The organism is Geodermatophilus normandii (genome assembly GCF_003182485.1).
Lineage (GTDB): Bacteria > Actinomycetota > Actinomycetes > Mycobacteriales > Geodermatophilaceae > Geodermatophilus > Geodermatophilus normandii.
In genome coordinates, this window is the sequence record NZ_QGTX01000001.1 from 1,617,759 (window position 1) to 1,631,147 (window position 13,389).

A 13,389-nucleotide genomic window follows, 5' to 3' on the forward strand; every position below is an offset into this window, starting at 1 on the left:
CGGCGGTCGGTACGGCAGCATGGGTGCCGTGCCGACCGTCGCACGCTGGTGGCGGACCCGCAGCGACCCCCAGCGCATCGAGCTCTACACCCGGTGGTCGTACTACTCGTTCCTGGTCGCGCTGCCGGTGTTCCTGCTGCTGGCGGTGGCCTCGGACCGGGACACCGCCTCGCGGGGGCTGCCGCTGCTGCTGGCCGCCGCCGTGGTCACGACCGCGGCCGCCCTGCACGTCACCCGGCGGGGGTTCGCCGACCGCACCGCCCGCCCCGACGCGGTCGGGCTCGCGGTCGCCGTCGTCGGGGGCCTGGCCGCGGTCGGGACGTCGCTCGCGGCGACGACGGACGGCCCCTCGCCCGCGGTGCCCTGGGTGGCCGGCCTGGTCGGCGCCGAGGTGCTGCTCGCGGTGTCGGTCGTCGTCCCCACCCGCCCGCTGCTCGCCGGCGCCGGCGTCACCGGCCTGCTCGCCGGCGTCGCCTCGGCGCTCGACGGCAACCCGCCCCTGGCCGCCGCGGTGGTCGGGGCCTCGATCGCCCTGGCGGTGGCCTCGGTGACCGTGGCCTTCCGGTTCACGGTCTGGATCCTCGACGTCGTCGTCGAGATGGACCGCAGCCGCGGGGTGCAGCTGCAGCTCGCCGTCGCCGAGGAGCGGCTGCGCTTCGCCCGCGACCTGCACGACGTCATGGGTCGCAACCTCTCGGCGATCGCGGTGAAGAGCCAGCTGGCCGGCGAGCTGGTCCGGCGGCAGCGGCCCGAGGCGGCCGACGAGGTGGCCGACATCAGCCGGATCGCCGAGCAGTCGCTGCGCGAGGTCCGCGACGTCGTCCGCGGCTACCGTGGCACCGACCTCGCGGGGGAGCTCGCCGGCGCCCGCTCGGTGCTGCGGGCGGCCGGCATCGCCTGCACGGTGACCGGCGAGGAGGCCGGCGCCGCGCTGCCCGAGCCGGTGCAGGTGGCGCTGGGCTGGGTGGTCCGCGAGGCGGTCACCAACGTGCTGCGGCACAGCTCGGCGGACGAGTGCACCGTGACGCTGACCGGGGGGGACCCGGTGCAGCTGCGCGTGGAGAACGACGGCGTGGGCCCCGAGGGCGGCGCGGCCCACGGCCACGGCCTGCGCGGGCTGTCCGAGCGGCTCGCGGCGGCCTCCGGGCAGCTGTCCGCGGGACGCGAGGGCGACCGGTTCGTCGTCGTGGCGCGCGTGCCCGTGCGCGCGGTGGAGGAGGTGCGGTGATCCGGGTCCTGCTCGCCGACGACGAGAACCTCATCCGCTCGGCACTGGTCGCGCTCCTGACGCTGGAGGACGACCTCGAGGTGGTCGCCGAGGCCGCCTCGGGCTCCGAGGCGCTGGCCATGGCGCGGGCGCACACCCCCGACGTCGCCGTCCTCGACCTGCAGATGCCCGACCTCGACGGCATCGGCGTCGCCGCGCAGCTCGGCTCGCTGGTGCCCGGCTGCAGGGTCGTCATCGTGACCGGGCACGGCCGCGCGGGGCACCTCAAGCGGGCGCTCGCGGCCGGTGTGCGCGGGTTCCTGCCCAAGACGGTGGCCGCGCCGGTGCTCACCGACGTCGTCCGCACGGTGGCCCGGGGCGGGCGCTACGTCGACCCCGAGCTGGCCGCCGAGGCCATCAGCGCCGGCGACAGCCCGCTGACGCCGCGCGAGGCCGACGTCCTGGAACTGGCCGCGGGCGGAGCCCCCGTCGAGGAGATCGCCGCCCGCGCGCACCTGTCACCGGGGACGGTGCGCAACCACCTGTCGTCGGCCGCGGGCAAGCTCGGTGCGGCCAACCGGCACGCCGCCGTCGAGGTCGCCCGCCGCCACGGCTGGATCTGACAGGACCCCCGTGCCGCCCACCGTTCGCGGCTGACGGCGGGACCCCGTGCGGGGGCGGTCCGCACGCACGGGAGAGCTGGGCCTAGCTGGCCTCGTTGCCGCCGCGGACGACGGACTCGTCGCGCTGGGCGTCGTCGTCGGTGGTGAGGGTGACGTCGCGCTCGCCGCCGTCGGAGCGGTCCTCACCGGGGACGCCGTCGACCATGTTGCCGCTCGTCGGCCCGTCCGAGGTGTCGGGGGACTCGCGGTAGCCGCTGTTGTCGGACTCGCTCATCAGTCTGTCGCTCCTCCGGAACGGGGGGTGGGGCCCTCGACCTCGCCGGACGCACCGGCACCCCGGGCGCGGGCGACGTCGCCGTCGGCGCCGGCGGGCAGGTCGTCGTCGTGGGCGGCGTCCCGCTCGATCGCCTCGTCGGCGGTGAGCGGCACGTCGTCGAACGAGGACCCGGTGCTGCTGTTGTCGCCGGTGGCCGACGCGGTCGGGATGTCCTGCTGGATGCGGTCGCTGCCCTGGGGATCGCTCACCGTGGCCTCCTGTCCGACGTTGTCGCAGGGGCCATGCCCGGGGTCCCGGTCCCCAAACGACGGGCGGTGGAAGGCGGGAGGTGGGAGGTGGGAGGCGGGAGGCCACCGTCCGCACCCCGCGGTGCCCGGCCCCACCCCCCAGCGCGAGGACGGGCACCGCGCGGTGGGTCCGCCGCGCCCACCGTGCCGCGCACGGCCGACGGCCGCCGCCCCACGGGGGACGGCGGCCGTCGCGAGGCGCCGTGCGGCCCCGTCCCGGGTCCCGCCGCGGGCTCGCGAGCGGTGGGGAGGACGGGGTCCGTCGTCAGAACGCGGCCTCGGGGACCTCCATGAGCGCGTTGTCGGTGGCCTCGACGACGGCCCGCTCACCGGCCAGGCGCGGCAGCACCTGGGTGGTGAAGAAGCGGGTGGCGGCGAGCTTGCCCTCGTAGAACAGGCGGTCCTTCTCACCCACCTCGCCGGCCAGGGCGGCCAGCGCGACCTCGGACTGGCGGACCAGCAGCCACGCGGTGACCAGGTCGCCGACGGCCAGCAGCAGCCGGGAGGTGTTCTGGCCGACCTCGTACAGCTTCGACGGGTCCTGCGCGGCCTGGGTCAGGCGACCGAACATCGCGGTGAGCATCGCCTGGACCTCGCCGAGGGCGGTGGCCAGGTGCGCCCGCTCCTCCTTGAGGCGGCCGTTGCCGGCCTCGGCGTCGATCGTGGCCTGGATCTGCGAGGCCAGCCAGGTCAGCGCGACTCCGCCGTCCTTGACGATCTTGCGGAAGAAGAAGTCCTGGCCCTGGATCGCCGTGGTGCCCTCGTAGAGGGTGTCGATCTTGGAGTCCCGGATGTACTGCTCGATCGGGTAGTCCTGCAGGTAGCCCGAGCCGCCCAGGGTCTGCAGCGACTCGCTGGTGAGCAGCTGGGTGGCCCGCTCGGAGCCGAAGCCCTTGACCACGGGCAGCAGCAGGTCGTTGACGCGCGCGGCGAGCGTCGCCTGCTCGCTGTCGGCGGTGCCCTCGGCCTCGGCGGTGAGCACCTGGTCGCGGAAGCTCGCGGCGTAGAGGTACAGCGCCCGCATGCCCTCGACGTAGGACTTCTGCAGCATCAGCGAGCGGCGCACGTCGGGGTGGTGGGTGATGGTCACCCGCGGCGCGTCCTTGCTGGTCGCGGTGAGGTCGGCACCCTGCACCCGCTCCTTGGCGTAGGCCAGCGCCTGCTGGTAGCCGGCCGAGAGCGTGGCGATCGCCTTGGTGCCCACGAACATCCGGGCGTGCTCGATGACCTTGAACATCTGCGCGATGCCGTCGTGCACCTCGCCGACCAGCCAGCCCCTGGCCGGGACGGGCCCGTCGCCGAAGGTGAGTTCGCAGGTCGTGGAGACCTTCAGGCCCATCTTCTTCTCGACGTTGGTCACGTACACGCCGTTGCGCTCGCCGAGGGCGCCGGTCTCGAGGTCGACGTGGAACTTCGGGACGACGAACAGCGACAGGCCCTTGGTGCCGGCCTTCGCGCCCTCGGGGCGGGCCAGCACCAGGTGGACGATGTTGTCCGACAGGTCGTGCTCGGCGGAGGTGATGAACCGCTTGACGCCGGTGATGTGCCAGGAGCCGTCGTCCTGCCGCACGGCCATGGTGCGGCCGGCGCCCACGTCGGATCCGGCGTCGGGCTCGGTGAGGACCATCGTGGCGCCCCACTTGCGCTCGAGCATGAGCTCGGCCATGCGCTTCTGGTCCTCGGTGCCCAGCTCGTGCAGGACGGCGGCGAAGGCGGCCCACGAGCCGTACATGAAGACGGCGGGGTTGGCGCCCAGCACCATCTCGAAGGCGCCCCAGGTCAGGGCGTGCGGCGCACCGAAGCCGCCCAGGTGCTCGGGCAGGTCGAGGCGGTACCACTCGCCGTCCTCGATGGCGCGGACCGAGCGCTTGAACGACTCGGGCAGCGTCACCGAGGAGGTGGCCGGGTCGAACACCGGCGGGTTGCGGTCGGCGTCGGTGAAGCTCTCGGCGATCGGGCCCTCGGCCAGCCGGCGGACCTCCGCGAGCACCCCGCGTGCGGTCCCGGCGTCCATCTGCTCGAACGGGCCGGTGCCGAACCGGTCCTTGGTGTCGAGGAACTCGAACAGGTTGAACTCGAGGTCGCGCAGGTTCGCGGTGTAGTGGCTCATGCGGTGTGGCTCCCGTGCTCCGTGCCGGTGGACGGCGTCTACTCGCCGGTAACAAACGCTATTACCGACGGGTAACCACGAGCAAGGGAGCAGCCCGGGACACGCTCCGAGGGGTCAGGCGGTCCCGGGCCGGGTGGGGCGGGAGGCGGCGGCTAGCGGCTGCGGCGGCGGGCGCGCAGCACGAGGCCGCCGAGCGAGGCGACCAGGGCCCCGAGGGCCGCGGCGATCAGCAGCGCCAGCACGAGGGGCGCCTCGACGTCGGTGAAGACGAGGCTGATCTGCACGGTCTGGCCGTTGAACACGACGAAGAGCACCAGGACCACCGTGACGGCGATCAGCAGGACCAGCGCCAGGCCCAGACCGGCCGTGCGGCCGGCCGCGCGGGCACGCGACGGCGTCCCCGGGCGGGTGGTGGCGGGCGTCGGCGCCGGGGTGCCCGAGGAGGAGTACGGGCCCGTGCCGGTCGCGAACGGGTCGGTGCCCGGGGCGGAGGGCCGGGGCTCGGCAGGCGTTCCGGGAGCGGTCACACGGGAGGTCTGTCCGCCGGGGAGGGCGCTCAAACCGGTGGTGCGCGACCGGTCAGTCCCGGTGCGCGGCCGGCTCGGTCTCGGCGGGTGGGTAGGAGGGGCCGGCCGCGCCGTCGGCCGGGCCGGTCCCCTCGGGTCCGTCGGAGTCGGGCGCCGGCGGACCCGACGTGCTGCTGCCGAGGGGACCGACCGAGCGCGGCTCGTCCGGCTCGGGCATCTTCTGCTCGCGGGTGCTCACCGGTCCGAGTCTGCGTCCCGGCCGCCCGCCCGGCGAGCCGGGGAGCTCACTCCGACAGCGCCGGGCCGGCCTCGTGCGCGGGGTGCCCGGTGGTGCGCTCGCGCTGCTTCATGCGCGCCTCGAGCACGTGCCGGTCGCCGTCGGACAGCTCGGTGCGGGCCCGCTGGTCGAACGCGCGGAAGACCGACCAGTAGGTGTCGTCGAAGTCCTCGACGATCTGGAAGGTCCACCGGTCGGCGATGACGTTGCGGCCGACCAGGTCGCGGTCGAGGTCGTCGGCGAGCTCGGTGTGCCCGGCCTCCCGGAACAGCTCCACGGCCTCCTGCACCAGCCGGTCGGCCTTGCCGGAGTGCTGGTGGAAGCCGTAGAGCTGGCCGCGGGCCTGCTCGATCGTCTCCAGGGCCTCGGAGAGCCTGCCCAGGCCCTCGACGGTCGTGTCGTCCAGGTCGGGGCGGGTGCGGTCGGCGGTCACCGGCCCATCCTGCGGGCAGGGGGCGGGGGCTGCCCGGCGAGCGGGAGGAGCCGGGAGGCGGTCAGGCGGAGAGGGCGACCTGACCCGCCGCGGACTCCGTGACGGCGAGGTCGACCAGCCGCCCGGCCAGCTCCCGGCCGTGCGCGGCCGGGCCGTCGGGACCGAGCAGGCCGCCGGAGAGGTACATGCCGTCCATGATCAGGTGCACCTGCGCGGCGAGGTCCTCGCCCCGGCCCGGCGCGACCTGCTCGGCCAGCCGCTCGAGGCGCGCGTGCAGCTCGAACTTGTAGTCGGCGGCCGCGCTGCGCGCCGGGTGCGCCGGGTCGTCGTACTCACTGCTCACGTTGGTGAAGGGGCAGCCGCGGAAGCCGGCGCGGGTCACGTCGCCCTCCACGTACTCGACGACGGCGAGCAGCGCGGCGCGCGGATCCCCCTCGAGCACCGCGAGGATCTCGTCGATGTGGCCCAGGACCGTGGCGGCCTTGCGGGCGAGGTGGGCGCCGACGAGCTCGTCCTTGCTCTTGAAGAGCCGGTAGACGGTCATCTTGCCCAGGCCGGTCTCGCGGACGAGCTCGTCCATCCCCACGCTGCGCGAGCTGCGGGCGGAGAAGAGCCGCTCCGCGGTGTCGAGGACGATGGCCTCCCGCTCCGCGCGGCTGCGGCGGACCGGGGAGGGGCTGTCGGCGTCGGCGTCGGCGAAGGAGAGGGCGGCGGCGGTCACACGGGGATCGTGCCGCCTGCCGTGACGGATCAGTTCGCGGCACGCCGGGCGCCCGGCACGGCTGCTCGCTCCCGGGTGCAGAGAGACGAACGCGCAGGTCGGGGCGGTTGTGACCGCTGTGACGACGGCCCGCCCGGTTCAGGCGCGGCGGATGCGGCGGGGGTTGGCGAGGAGGCGGGCGACGCGTTCGGCCACGGGTCCGGGCGCGCCCGGGTCCTCGGCCGGCGGCGCACCGGGGGTGCGCTCGTGGGTCCGGTCCTCGCGCTGCGCGTCCGCCACGCGTGCCAGCCTGCCCCGCGGCCGGCTGCCGGGCACGGTCCCGGGACGGCGTCCACCCGCTCGGGCGGTGCGACGTCCCTCACCCCTGCCCTCGTCCTGGCTCGTCCCGGCGCCTCCTGGCTCACCGTCGGCGCCGAGCCAGGACGCGGCACGATCAGCCGACCTGATCGTGCCGCGCCCCGGCCGGGACGGGTCCGTCCGCTCAGACGTCGGGGGAGTCGGCGGGGCCGTCGCCCGCCGGCCGCCCCTCGGCGGGGTCCTCGGAGCGCGGGGTGCGGCCGGCGTCGTCCTCCTCGCCGGGCGGGTCGCCCTCCGCGCGCTCAGGGCTGCGCGGCGGCCGTTCGGGCTCGGTCACGGCGTCCTCCTCGGGGTGCGGCGGTGCGGTCACCGACGGCCTTGCCCACCTGCGCGCCGCCGAACCGCGGCTCAGCCCACGCGGGTGGCGGCGGGCACCCGCGGCAGCGCGTCCGCGACGGCGGCGGCGTCGGGAAGGGCGCCCCGGGCCCCCGGGCCGGTGGTCGACAGCGCGGCGGCCGCGACCGCCTCGCGCACCGCGCCGGCCAGGTCCGCCCCGCGCGCCAGGGCGGCGCCGAGCGCGCCGCAGAAGCAGTCGCCCGCGCCGGTGGTGTCCACGGCCTCGACGGGCGGCGGCTCCTGCAGCAGCACCGGCCCGTCCTCCGGGACGACCAGCGCGCCGCGGGCGCCCAGGGTCACGACGCTGGCCGCCGCGCCCAGCGTCCGGGCCAGGGCGGCCAGCTCCGCCGGCGTCCGCGGTGCCGGGTCCGCGCCGGCCAGCTGCACCAGCTCGTGCTCGTTGGGCACCAATACCGTCACCCGCTGCAGCAGCTCCGGCGGCAGCGGCTGCGGCGGTGCCGGGGTGAGGACGACGGTCCCCGACGCCGCGTCGGCCGCCGCCTGCACCGTGGCCAGCGGCACCTCCAGCTGCAGCAGCACCACCGCGGCCCGCCGCACGGCCGGGACGTCGACGTCCTCCGGCGTGAGCGCGGCGTTGGCGCCCGGCACGACGACGATGAGGTTCTCGCCGCTGCCGTCCTCGACCGGGATGGTCGCCGAGCCGGTCGGGTGCCCGGGTGTGGCCAGGACCAGCGCGGTGTCCACGCCGGCGTCGACCAGCGCCGCACGCTGCCGCTCCGCGGCCGGGTCGTCGCCCACCCGGCCCACCATCGCCACCCCCGGCCCGGCCAGCCGCCCGGCCGCCGCGGCCTGGTTGGCGCCCTTGCCCCCGGGCGCGAGCACCGCCTCCCGGCCGACGACGGTCTCGCCGCGCCCGGGCAGCCGCCCGACGGCGACCAGCACGTCCTCGTTCACGCTGCCGACGACGGTGACGGACACGGGCGGACCTCCGGAGGGCGCGGCGACGACGGCGCTCAGTCTGCGGGCGGGTCCGCGTCGTCGTCCGGGTCGGGCTCCACGCCGCGCGCCCAGAGCGGCAGCCCGTACCAGGTCAGCACGGCGATGAGCAGCACGGACACCCCGCCGACGACGCCCGCACCGCGCCCCAGGACGACGTCGAGGACCAGCAGCACCCCGCTGCTGATCGCGAGCACGAGCAGCGCGAGGCCGACCAGCAGCAGCCGGTCGGCGACCGCGATGAGCGCCGCCTTGCGCCGCCGCCGGAAGACCAGGCGGTGGAAGGGCACCGGCGCGATGAGCACCACCGTCGCCAGGGCGGTGGCCAGCAGCGTCACCGTGTAGACGCCGAGCTGGACGTCGTCGAGCTCGGTGAAGCGCTGGGTGAAGGCCAGGCCCAGCAGGAAGGCGAAGAGCACCTGGACGCCGGTGATCGCCACCCGCAGCTCCTGCAGGAGCTCGGCGAGGTTGCGGTCGAGCACCTGGTCGAGCGTCTCGCCGCGGGCCCGCGCGCTGCGGACCGCGGCCGAGAGGTCCGGGCGGCGGGCCCGCTGCCGCCTCGTCCCCGTCCGCGCCGCGTCCACGGGCGGCCCCTACCCGCCGGGATGCCGGCGCGACACCCGTTTCCGGAGGTCGGCGGCGCGGTACCGCCCCGGGGGACCGACCGAGGAGGAGCCGTGGCCGACGACGACCGGGACACCATCAGGAAGGACTTCGACGAGGCGGTGAACATGAGCGCCTCGGAGCTGGAGGAGTGGCTCGGCACCGACGAGTCCCGGTCGGTGGGGCAGAAGAGCGGCGGCTCCGGGGAGTCCACCGGGCACGAGTCGGGACGGCGGATCGTCGAGCTGCTGCACAAGCGGAAGGGCGACCTCGACGACGACGACTACGCCCACATGAGGAAGGTCCACGGGTACGTGCAGCGGCACCTGGCCCAGGAGCCGGCCAAGGAGGACGTCGAGACCTCCCGGTGGCGGTACTCCCTCATGAACTGGGGACACGACCCGCTGAAGAAGTAGCGGGCTCCCCGTGCGCCTCGACGACCCCCGCCGCAACGACCCGGCCCAGTACGACGGCCTGGCCGACCAGTGGTGGGAGGCCTCGGGCGGGTTCGCGATGCTCCACTGGCTCGCCGCCTCCCGTGCCGGGCACATCCCCCCCGCCGCGCGCCCCGGCGCGGTGCTGGTCGACCTCGCCTGCGGCGGCGGGCTCATGGCCCCGCACGCCGCGCGCCTGGGCTACCGGCACGTCGGCGTCGACTTGAACGCCGCGGGCCTCGCGGTCGCCGCCGGGCACGGGGTCACCGCGGTGCACGGCTCGGTGCTCGCCGTCCCGCTGCGTGACGGGTGCGCCGACGTGGTGGTGGCCGGCGAGGTCCTCGAGCACGTCGAGGACGACGTCGCGGTGCTCGCCGAGGCCGCCCGGCTGCTCCGGCCCGGCGGGACGCTCGTGATCGACGCCATCGCCGCCACCCGGCTGGCCGAGGTGGTCGCCGTCCGCATCGCCGAGCGCCTGCCGGGCGGGCCGCCGCCGGGCATCCACGACCCCGCGCTGTTCGTCGACCGGCGCCGGCTGCTCGCCGCCGCCGACCGGCTGGGCCTGGACCTGCGGCTGGTGGGGCTGCGCCCGTCGGTCCGCGACCTCGTCGCGTGGCGGCGCGGTCGGCGCGACGTCGTCCGGATGCGGGAGCTGCCGACGACGGCGGTGCTCTTCGCCGGCTACGGACGCAAGCGGGAGGACGCGGCGCCCCCGTCGCGCGACGGCGGGCTCCCGCGGGAGCGCACCACCGGCTCCGCACGTACGGTCGGGCGATGACCCCGCTCGTGAGCAGCGCGAACACCCGGGGACCCCGAGGATGAGCGCGGCAGTGCTGACCGGCGCCGGCGCGGCCCTGCCGGCGACCCTCGACCAGGACGCCGCGTGGGAGGGCTTCTTCGCCCGCCACTACGAGGGCGTCCGCGCCGCCCACCGGATCTGGACCGGCGCCGGCGTGCGCACGCGGCACGCGGTGGCCAACCCGGTCGACGAGGACCTGAGCCGGTGGGGGACCGGCGCCCGGATGGCCCGCTACGTCCAGGAGGCGCTGCCCCTCGGCAAGCAGGCGGTCGCCGGGGCGCTGGACGCCGCGGGCCTCGCGCCGGGCGACGTCGGCCTCTTCGCCGTCGCCACCTGCACCGGGTACGCCACCCCCGGCCTGGACATCCGGCTGGCCAGCGACCTGGGCATGCCGCCGGGCCTGCAGCGGCTGCTGGTCGGGCACATGGGCTGCTACGCGGCGATCCCGGGGCTGGCCGCGGTGGGCGACTTCGTCACGGCCCGCGCGCGCCCGGCTGTGCTGCTGTGCTGCGAGCTGACGAGCCTGCACGTGCAGCCGGCGGTGCGCGACCTCGACCAGGTGGTCGCCCACGCGCTGTTCTCCGACGCCGCGGCGGCCGTCGTCGTCGAGCCCGGCGCCGGCCGGGGACGGCGGCTGGCGGGTGTGGTGGCCCGCACCGACGCGTCGACGTCGGACCACATGACCTGGGACGTCACCGACCTCGGCTTCCGCATGGGCCTCTCGCCGCGGGTGCCCGACGTCCTGTCCCGGCACGTCGGCGACGTCGTCGCCGAGCTGCTCGACGGCGCCGGACTGCGGGTCGAGGACGTCGCGGGCTGGGCGGTGCACCCCGGCGGGCCGCGCATCCTCGACGTCGTCCGGGACGAGCTCGGCCTGGCGGAGACCCAGGTCGCGGCCTCGCGGCGGGTGCTGGCCGAGCACGGCAACTGCTCGTCGGCCACGGTGCTCCTCGTGCTGCAGGAGCTCGTCGACGTCGACGGCCCGGTCGTCGTCATGGCCTTCGGTCCGGGGTTGACCCTGTACGCAGCGCTACTGCTCCCCACCTGACCTCGCGGAACGACCCGCTGCGGCACTACCCTCTGTGATCGCGATCACGATCCGGGAGGGGAGTGGCCATGTCCACCGGTGGGTCCGTCCGGGTGTTCCTGGTCGACGACCACGAGGTGGTGCGGCGCGGCGTGGCCGAGGTCCTCGAGGACGACCCCGGGCTGGTCGTGGTGGGGGAGGCCGGGAGCCTCGCCGAGGCGCTGGCGCGCGGCCCGGCGGTGCGGCCGGACGTCGTCGTGGTGGACATGCGGCTGCCCGACGGGGACGGCGCGGAGGTCGTCCGCCGGCTGGCCGAGCGGCTGCCGGGCGTGCGCTGCCTGGTGCTGTCCAGCTACGCCGACGAGACCGCGGTCGCGGCGGCCGCGGCGGCGGGCGCGGCCGGCTACCTGGTCAAGCAGGTGCGCGGCGCGGACCTGGTCTCGGCGGTGCGCACGGTCGCGGCCGGCGGGACGCTGCCCGGCTGGCCCGGGCGGCGGCCGGGGCCGAACGGGGACGGCGACCGGCGGCTGGCCTCCCTCACCGAGCAGGAGCGCACCGTCCTCACGCTCATCGGCGAGGGGCTGACCAACCGGCAGATCGGCGAGCGGATGGGGCTGGCCGAGAAGACGGTGAAGAACTACACCAGCCACCTGCTCGCGAAGCTGGGCCTCGAGCGGCGCACCCAGGCCGCCATCCTGGCCACCGAGATGCGCGGCCGCCGGCCCTCCTGACCCGGGCTCAGGACCCGCGCGGTCCGGGCACCGTCCAGGTGACCTCGGTGCCGGCCGGTCCCCCGGCGGTGGTGAGCCGCCCGCCGCGGCGTTCGGCCCGCTCCGCGAGGTTGGCCAGCCCGCTGCGGACGGTCACCTCGGGCAGGCCGCAGCCGTCGTCGGCCACCCGCACCCGCACGGGGGAGCCCGCGTCGCCCTCGGCCTCGACGGTCACCTCGACCCGGCTCGCCCCGGCGTGCCGGATGACGTTGGTGACCAGCTCCCGCACCACGGCCAGCAGGTCGGTGGCCAGCCCGGCCGGCAGCCCGTCGAGGTCGCCGCGCAGCCGCAGGCCCGGTTGCACCCCGGAGCCCTCGGTGACCCGGCGGACGACGTCGGCGAGTCCGGCGGCCGTCCCCGTGGGCGTGGCGCCGTCGTGCAGGCCGAAGATCGCCGCGCGGATCTGCTGCAGCGTGGCGTCGAGCTCGTCGACGCTGCGGCCCACCCGGCGGGCGGCGTAGGGGTCGACGTCCTCCAGCGCCCGGCCGATGCGGTCGAGCGACAGCGCCGTCGCGTAGATCCGCTGAACGACGTGGTCGTGCAGGTCCCGGGCGATGCGGTCGCGGTCGGCCTGCACCTGCAGTCGCCGCTCCCGGCGCTGGCTGCGGGCCAGCTCCAGGGCCAGCCCCGCCTGCGCGGCGAACGCGGACAGCGCCTCGAGCACCTCGGCGTCGAACGGCTCGCGCTCGGCGCGGCGCATGCAGACCAGCGTCCCCAGCGCCGGACCCAGCGGGACGATGACGGCCGATCGGGACCAGCGGGTCAGCTCGGCGGTGACCTCCGCGTGCCGGCCGAGCACCGGGTCGGCCGTGACGTCCTCGACCAGCTCCCCGACGCCGGTGCGGTGCACCCGGCCGACGTGGGTGTCCTCGAGCGGGACCCGCACACCCTCGAACTCGCGGGCCAGGGGATCGGTCGAGCTGACGATGGTGAGCGCGTCGCTGTCGCCCTCCTCCGCGATGAGCAGCGCCCCGCCGTCGGCGTCGCTGAGCGCGACGGCCCGTTCGGTCACCGTCTGCAGCACCCGGGACGGGTCCTCGCCCGACAGCAGCGCGGTCGCCACCTCGGTGCCGGCCTGCACCCACGCCCGGCGGCGCTCGGCGGCCTCGGCCAGTCGCGCGTTCTCGATGGCCAGCCCCGCGGCCGCGGCCAGCGCCAGCACGGCCTCCTCGTCGGCCTCGGTGAACGGGCCGCCGGTGCGCTTCTCGGTGAGGTACAGGTGGCCGAAGACGGCGTCGCGCAGGCACACCGGCACGCCGAGGAACGACTCCATGGGCGGGTGTCCCGGCGGGAAGCCGACCGAGGCGGGGTGTGCGCCGAGGTCGTCCAGGCGCAGCGGCTCCGGGTGCTCGACCAGCAGGCCGAGGATCCCCTCCCCGGCCGGGAGGCGGGCGATGCCCTCCCGGGTCGCGTCGTCCATGCCGACGATGACGAACCGGTCGAGTCGCCGGCCGTCCCGGGTGAGGACGCCCAGGGCCCCGTAGGACGCGTCGGCGTGCGCGACCGCCGCCTCGACGATCGCGTGCAGCGTCGCCTCGAGGTGCTCGCCGGCCGCGGCCGCGCGCACGCCGGCGGCCAGGGCCGGGGGTGGGCTCTCCGGGGTGGGCGGGGCACGGCCCGTCCGGAGGGGTCCTGCTGTGTACC

18 protein-coding genes are annotated in these 13,389 nt (G+C 76.3%); 6 read left to right on the forward strand and 12 right to left on the reverse strand.

The features are described from left to right. Positions 1-28 precede the first annotated feature (28 nt). Both JD79_RS07960 and JD79_RS07965 read left to right on the forward strand, forming a co-directional pair. Positions 29-1,228 (forward strand): sensor histidine kinase, encoded by a 1,200-nt coding sequence (locus tag JD79_RS07960; RefSeq protein ID WP_211307905.1) that lies wholly within the window; start codon positions 29-31, stop codon positions 1,226-1,228. Continuing rightward, a complete protein-coding gene (locus JD79_RS07965; protein WP_110005087.1) occupies positions 1,225-1,830 on the forward strand; it encodes a response regulator transcription factor in 606 nt (201 codons plus the stop codon). Before JD79_RS07960 ends, JD79_RS07965 begins: the two co-directional genes overlap by 4 nt. An 82-nt stretch (positions 1,831-1,912) precedes the next feature. On the opposite strand, the gene JD79_RS07970 is transcribed toward JD79_RS07965, so the two are convergent. The 11 genes from JD79_RS07970 to JD79_RS08015 all read right to left on the reverse strand — a co-directional run bounded on the left by JD79_RS07970 (position 1,913) and on the right by JD79_RS08015 (position 8,696). Continuing rightward, positions 1,913-2,104 (reverse strand): hypothetical protein, encoded by a 192-nt coding sequence (locus JD79_RS07970; protein ID WP_110005088.1) that lies wholly within the window; start codon positions 2,102-2,104, stop codon positions 1,913-1,915. Next, complete coding sequence (locus tag JD79_RS07975; RefSeq protein WP_110005089.1) at positions 2,104-2,355, reverse strand: hypothetical protein; 252 nt, start codon at positions 2,353-2,355, stop codon at positions 2,104-2,106. The genes JD79_RS07970 and JD79_RS07975 overlap by 1 nt, the downstream gene beginning before the upstream one ends. Before the next feature lie 304 nt (positions 2,356-2,659). After that, positions 2,660-4,504 (reverse strand): acyl-CoA dehydrogenase, encoded by a 1,845-nt coding sequence (locus JD79_RS07980; RefSeq protein ID WP_110005090.1) that lies wholly within the window; start codon positions 4,502-4,504, stop codon positions 2,660-2,662. A 152-nt stretch (positions 4,505-4,656) separates the two neighbouring features. Then, positions 4,657-5,031: a lipopolysaccharide assembly protein LapA domain-containing protein gene (locus JD79_RS07985; RefSeq protein ID WP_110005091.1), complete on the reverse strand. Its 375-nt coding sequence runs from the start codon at positions 5,029-5,031 to the stop codon at positions 4,657-4,659. A 52-nt stretch (positions 5,032-5,083) separates the two neighbouring features. Next, complete coding sequence (locus tag JD79_RS07990) at positions 5,084-5,269, reverse strand: hypothetical protein (RefSeq protein WP_110005092.1); 186 nt, start codon at positions 5,267-5,269, stop codon at positions 5,084-5,086. 46 nt (positions 5,270-5,315) lie between these two features. After that, positions 5,316-5,741 (reverse strand): hypothetical protein, encoded by a 426-nt coding sequence (locus JD79_RS07995; RefSeq protein WP_110005093.1) that lies wholly within the window; start codon positions 5,739-5,741, stop codon positions 5,316-5,318. A gap of 61 nt (positions 5,742-5,802) precedes the next feature. Then, complete coding sequence (locus JD79_RS08000; protein ID WP_110005094.1) at positions 5,803-6,462, reverse strand: TetR/AcrR family transcriptional regulator; 660 nt, start codon at positions 6,460-6,462, stop codon at positions 5,803-5,805. Between the two features lie 138 nt (positions 6,463-6,600). Then, positions 6,601-6,741, reverse strand: coding sequence for a hypothetical protein (locus tag JD79_RS22525; RefSeq protein ID WP_170149148.1), 141 nt, complete (start codon positions 6,739-6,741; stop codon positions 6,601-6,603). Between the two features lie 202 nt (positions 6,742-6,943). Then, positions 6,944-7,096: a hypothetical protein gene (locus JD79_RS22530; RefSeq protein WP_170149149.1), complete on the reverse strand. Its 153-nt coding sequence runs from the start codon at positions 7,094-7,096 to the stop codon at positions 6,944-6,946. Positions 7,097-7,167: 71 nt separating this feature from the next. Then, entirely contained in the window at positions 7,168-8,094 is a 927-nt protein-coding gene (locus JD79_RS08010; RefSeq protein ID WP_110005096.1) for a ribokinase, read from the reverse strand. Between the two features lie 35 nt (positions 8,095-8,129). Further along, on the reverse strand, positions 8,130-8,696 hold the full coding sequence (locus JD79_RS08015; protein WP_211307906.1) for a DUF6328 family protein: 567 nt from the start codon (positions 8,694-8,696) through the stop codon (positions 8,130-8,132). Positions 8,697-8,789: 93 nt separating this feature from the next. On the opposite strand from JD79_RS08015, the gene JD79_RS08020 reads away from it, so the two are divergent. From JD79_RS08020 to JD79_RS08035, 4 genes are all read left to right on the forward strand, one after another. Further along, positions 8,790-9,131 (forward strand): DUF3140 domain-containing protein, encoded by a 342-nt coding sequence (locus tag JD79_RS08020; protein ID WP_110005097.1) that lies wholly within the window; start codon positions 8,790-8,792, stop codon positions 9,129-9,131. 10 nt (positions 9,132-9,141) lie between these two features. Next, positions 9,142-9,927: a class I SAM-dependent methyltransferase gene (locus tag JD79_RS08025; RefSeq protein ID WP_110005098.1), complete on the forward strand. Its 786-nt coding sequence runs from the start codon at positions 9,142-9,144 to the stop codon at positions 9,925-9,927. Between the two features lie 40 nt (positions 9,928-9,967). Then, a complete protein-coding gene (locus JD79_RS08030; RefSeq protein WP_110005099.1) occupies positions 9,968-10,996 on the forward strand; it encodes a type III polyketide synthase in 1,029 nt (342 codons plus the stop codon). 68 nt (positions 10,997-11,064) lie between these two features. Further along, complete coding sequence (locus tag JD79_RS08035) at positions 11,065-11,706, forward strand: response regulator transcription factor (RefSeq protein WP_110005100.1); 642 nt, start codon at positions 11,065-11,067, stop codon at positions 11,704-11,706. A 7-nt stretch (positions 11,707-11,713) separates the two neighbouring features. Here the strand turns inward: JD79_RS08035 and JD79_RS08040 are convergent, their stop codons facing one another. Beyond that, complete coding sequence (locus JD79_RS08040; RefSeq protein WP_245899919.1) at positions 11,714-13,312, reverse strand: sensor histidine kinase; 1,599 nt, start codon at positions 13,310-13,312, stop codon at positions 11,714-11,716. Positions 13,313-13,389 lie beyond the last annotated feature (77 nt).

Bases quoted from the DNA above. Each gene is read 5' to 3' on its own strand.
- JD79_RS07970 (WP_110005088.1), bottom strand. From the start codon at position 2,104: ATGAGCGAGTCCGACAACAGCGGCTACCGCGAGTCCCCCGACACCTCG.
- JD79_RS08035 (WP_110005100.1), top strand. From the start codon at position 11,065: ATGTCCACCGGTGGGTCCGTCCGGGTGTTCCTGGTCGACGACCACGAG.
- JD79_RS07980 (WP_110005090.1), bottom strand. From the start codon at position 4,504: ATGAGCCACTACACCGCGAACCTGCGCGACCTCGAGTTCAACCTGTTC.
- JD79_RS08030 (WP_110005099.1), top strand. From the start codon at position 9,968: ATGAGCGCGGCAGTGCTGACCGGCGCCGGCGCGGCCCTGCCGGCGACC.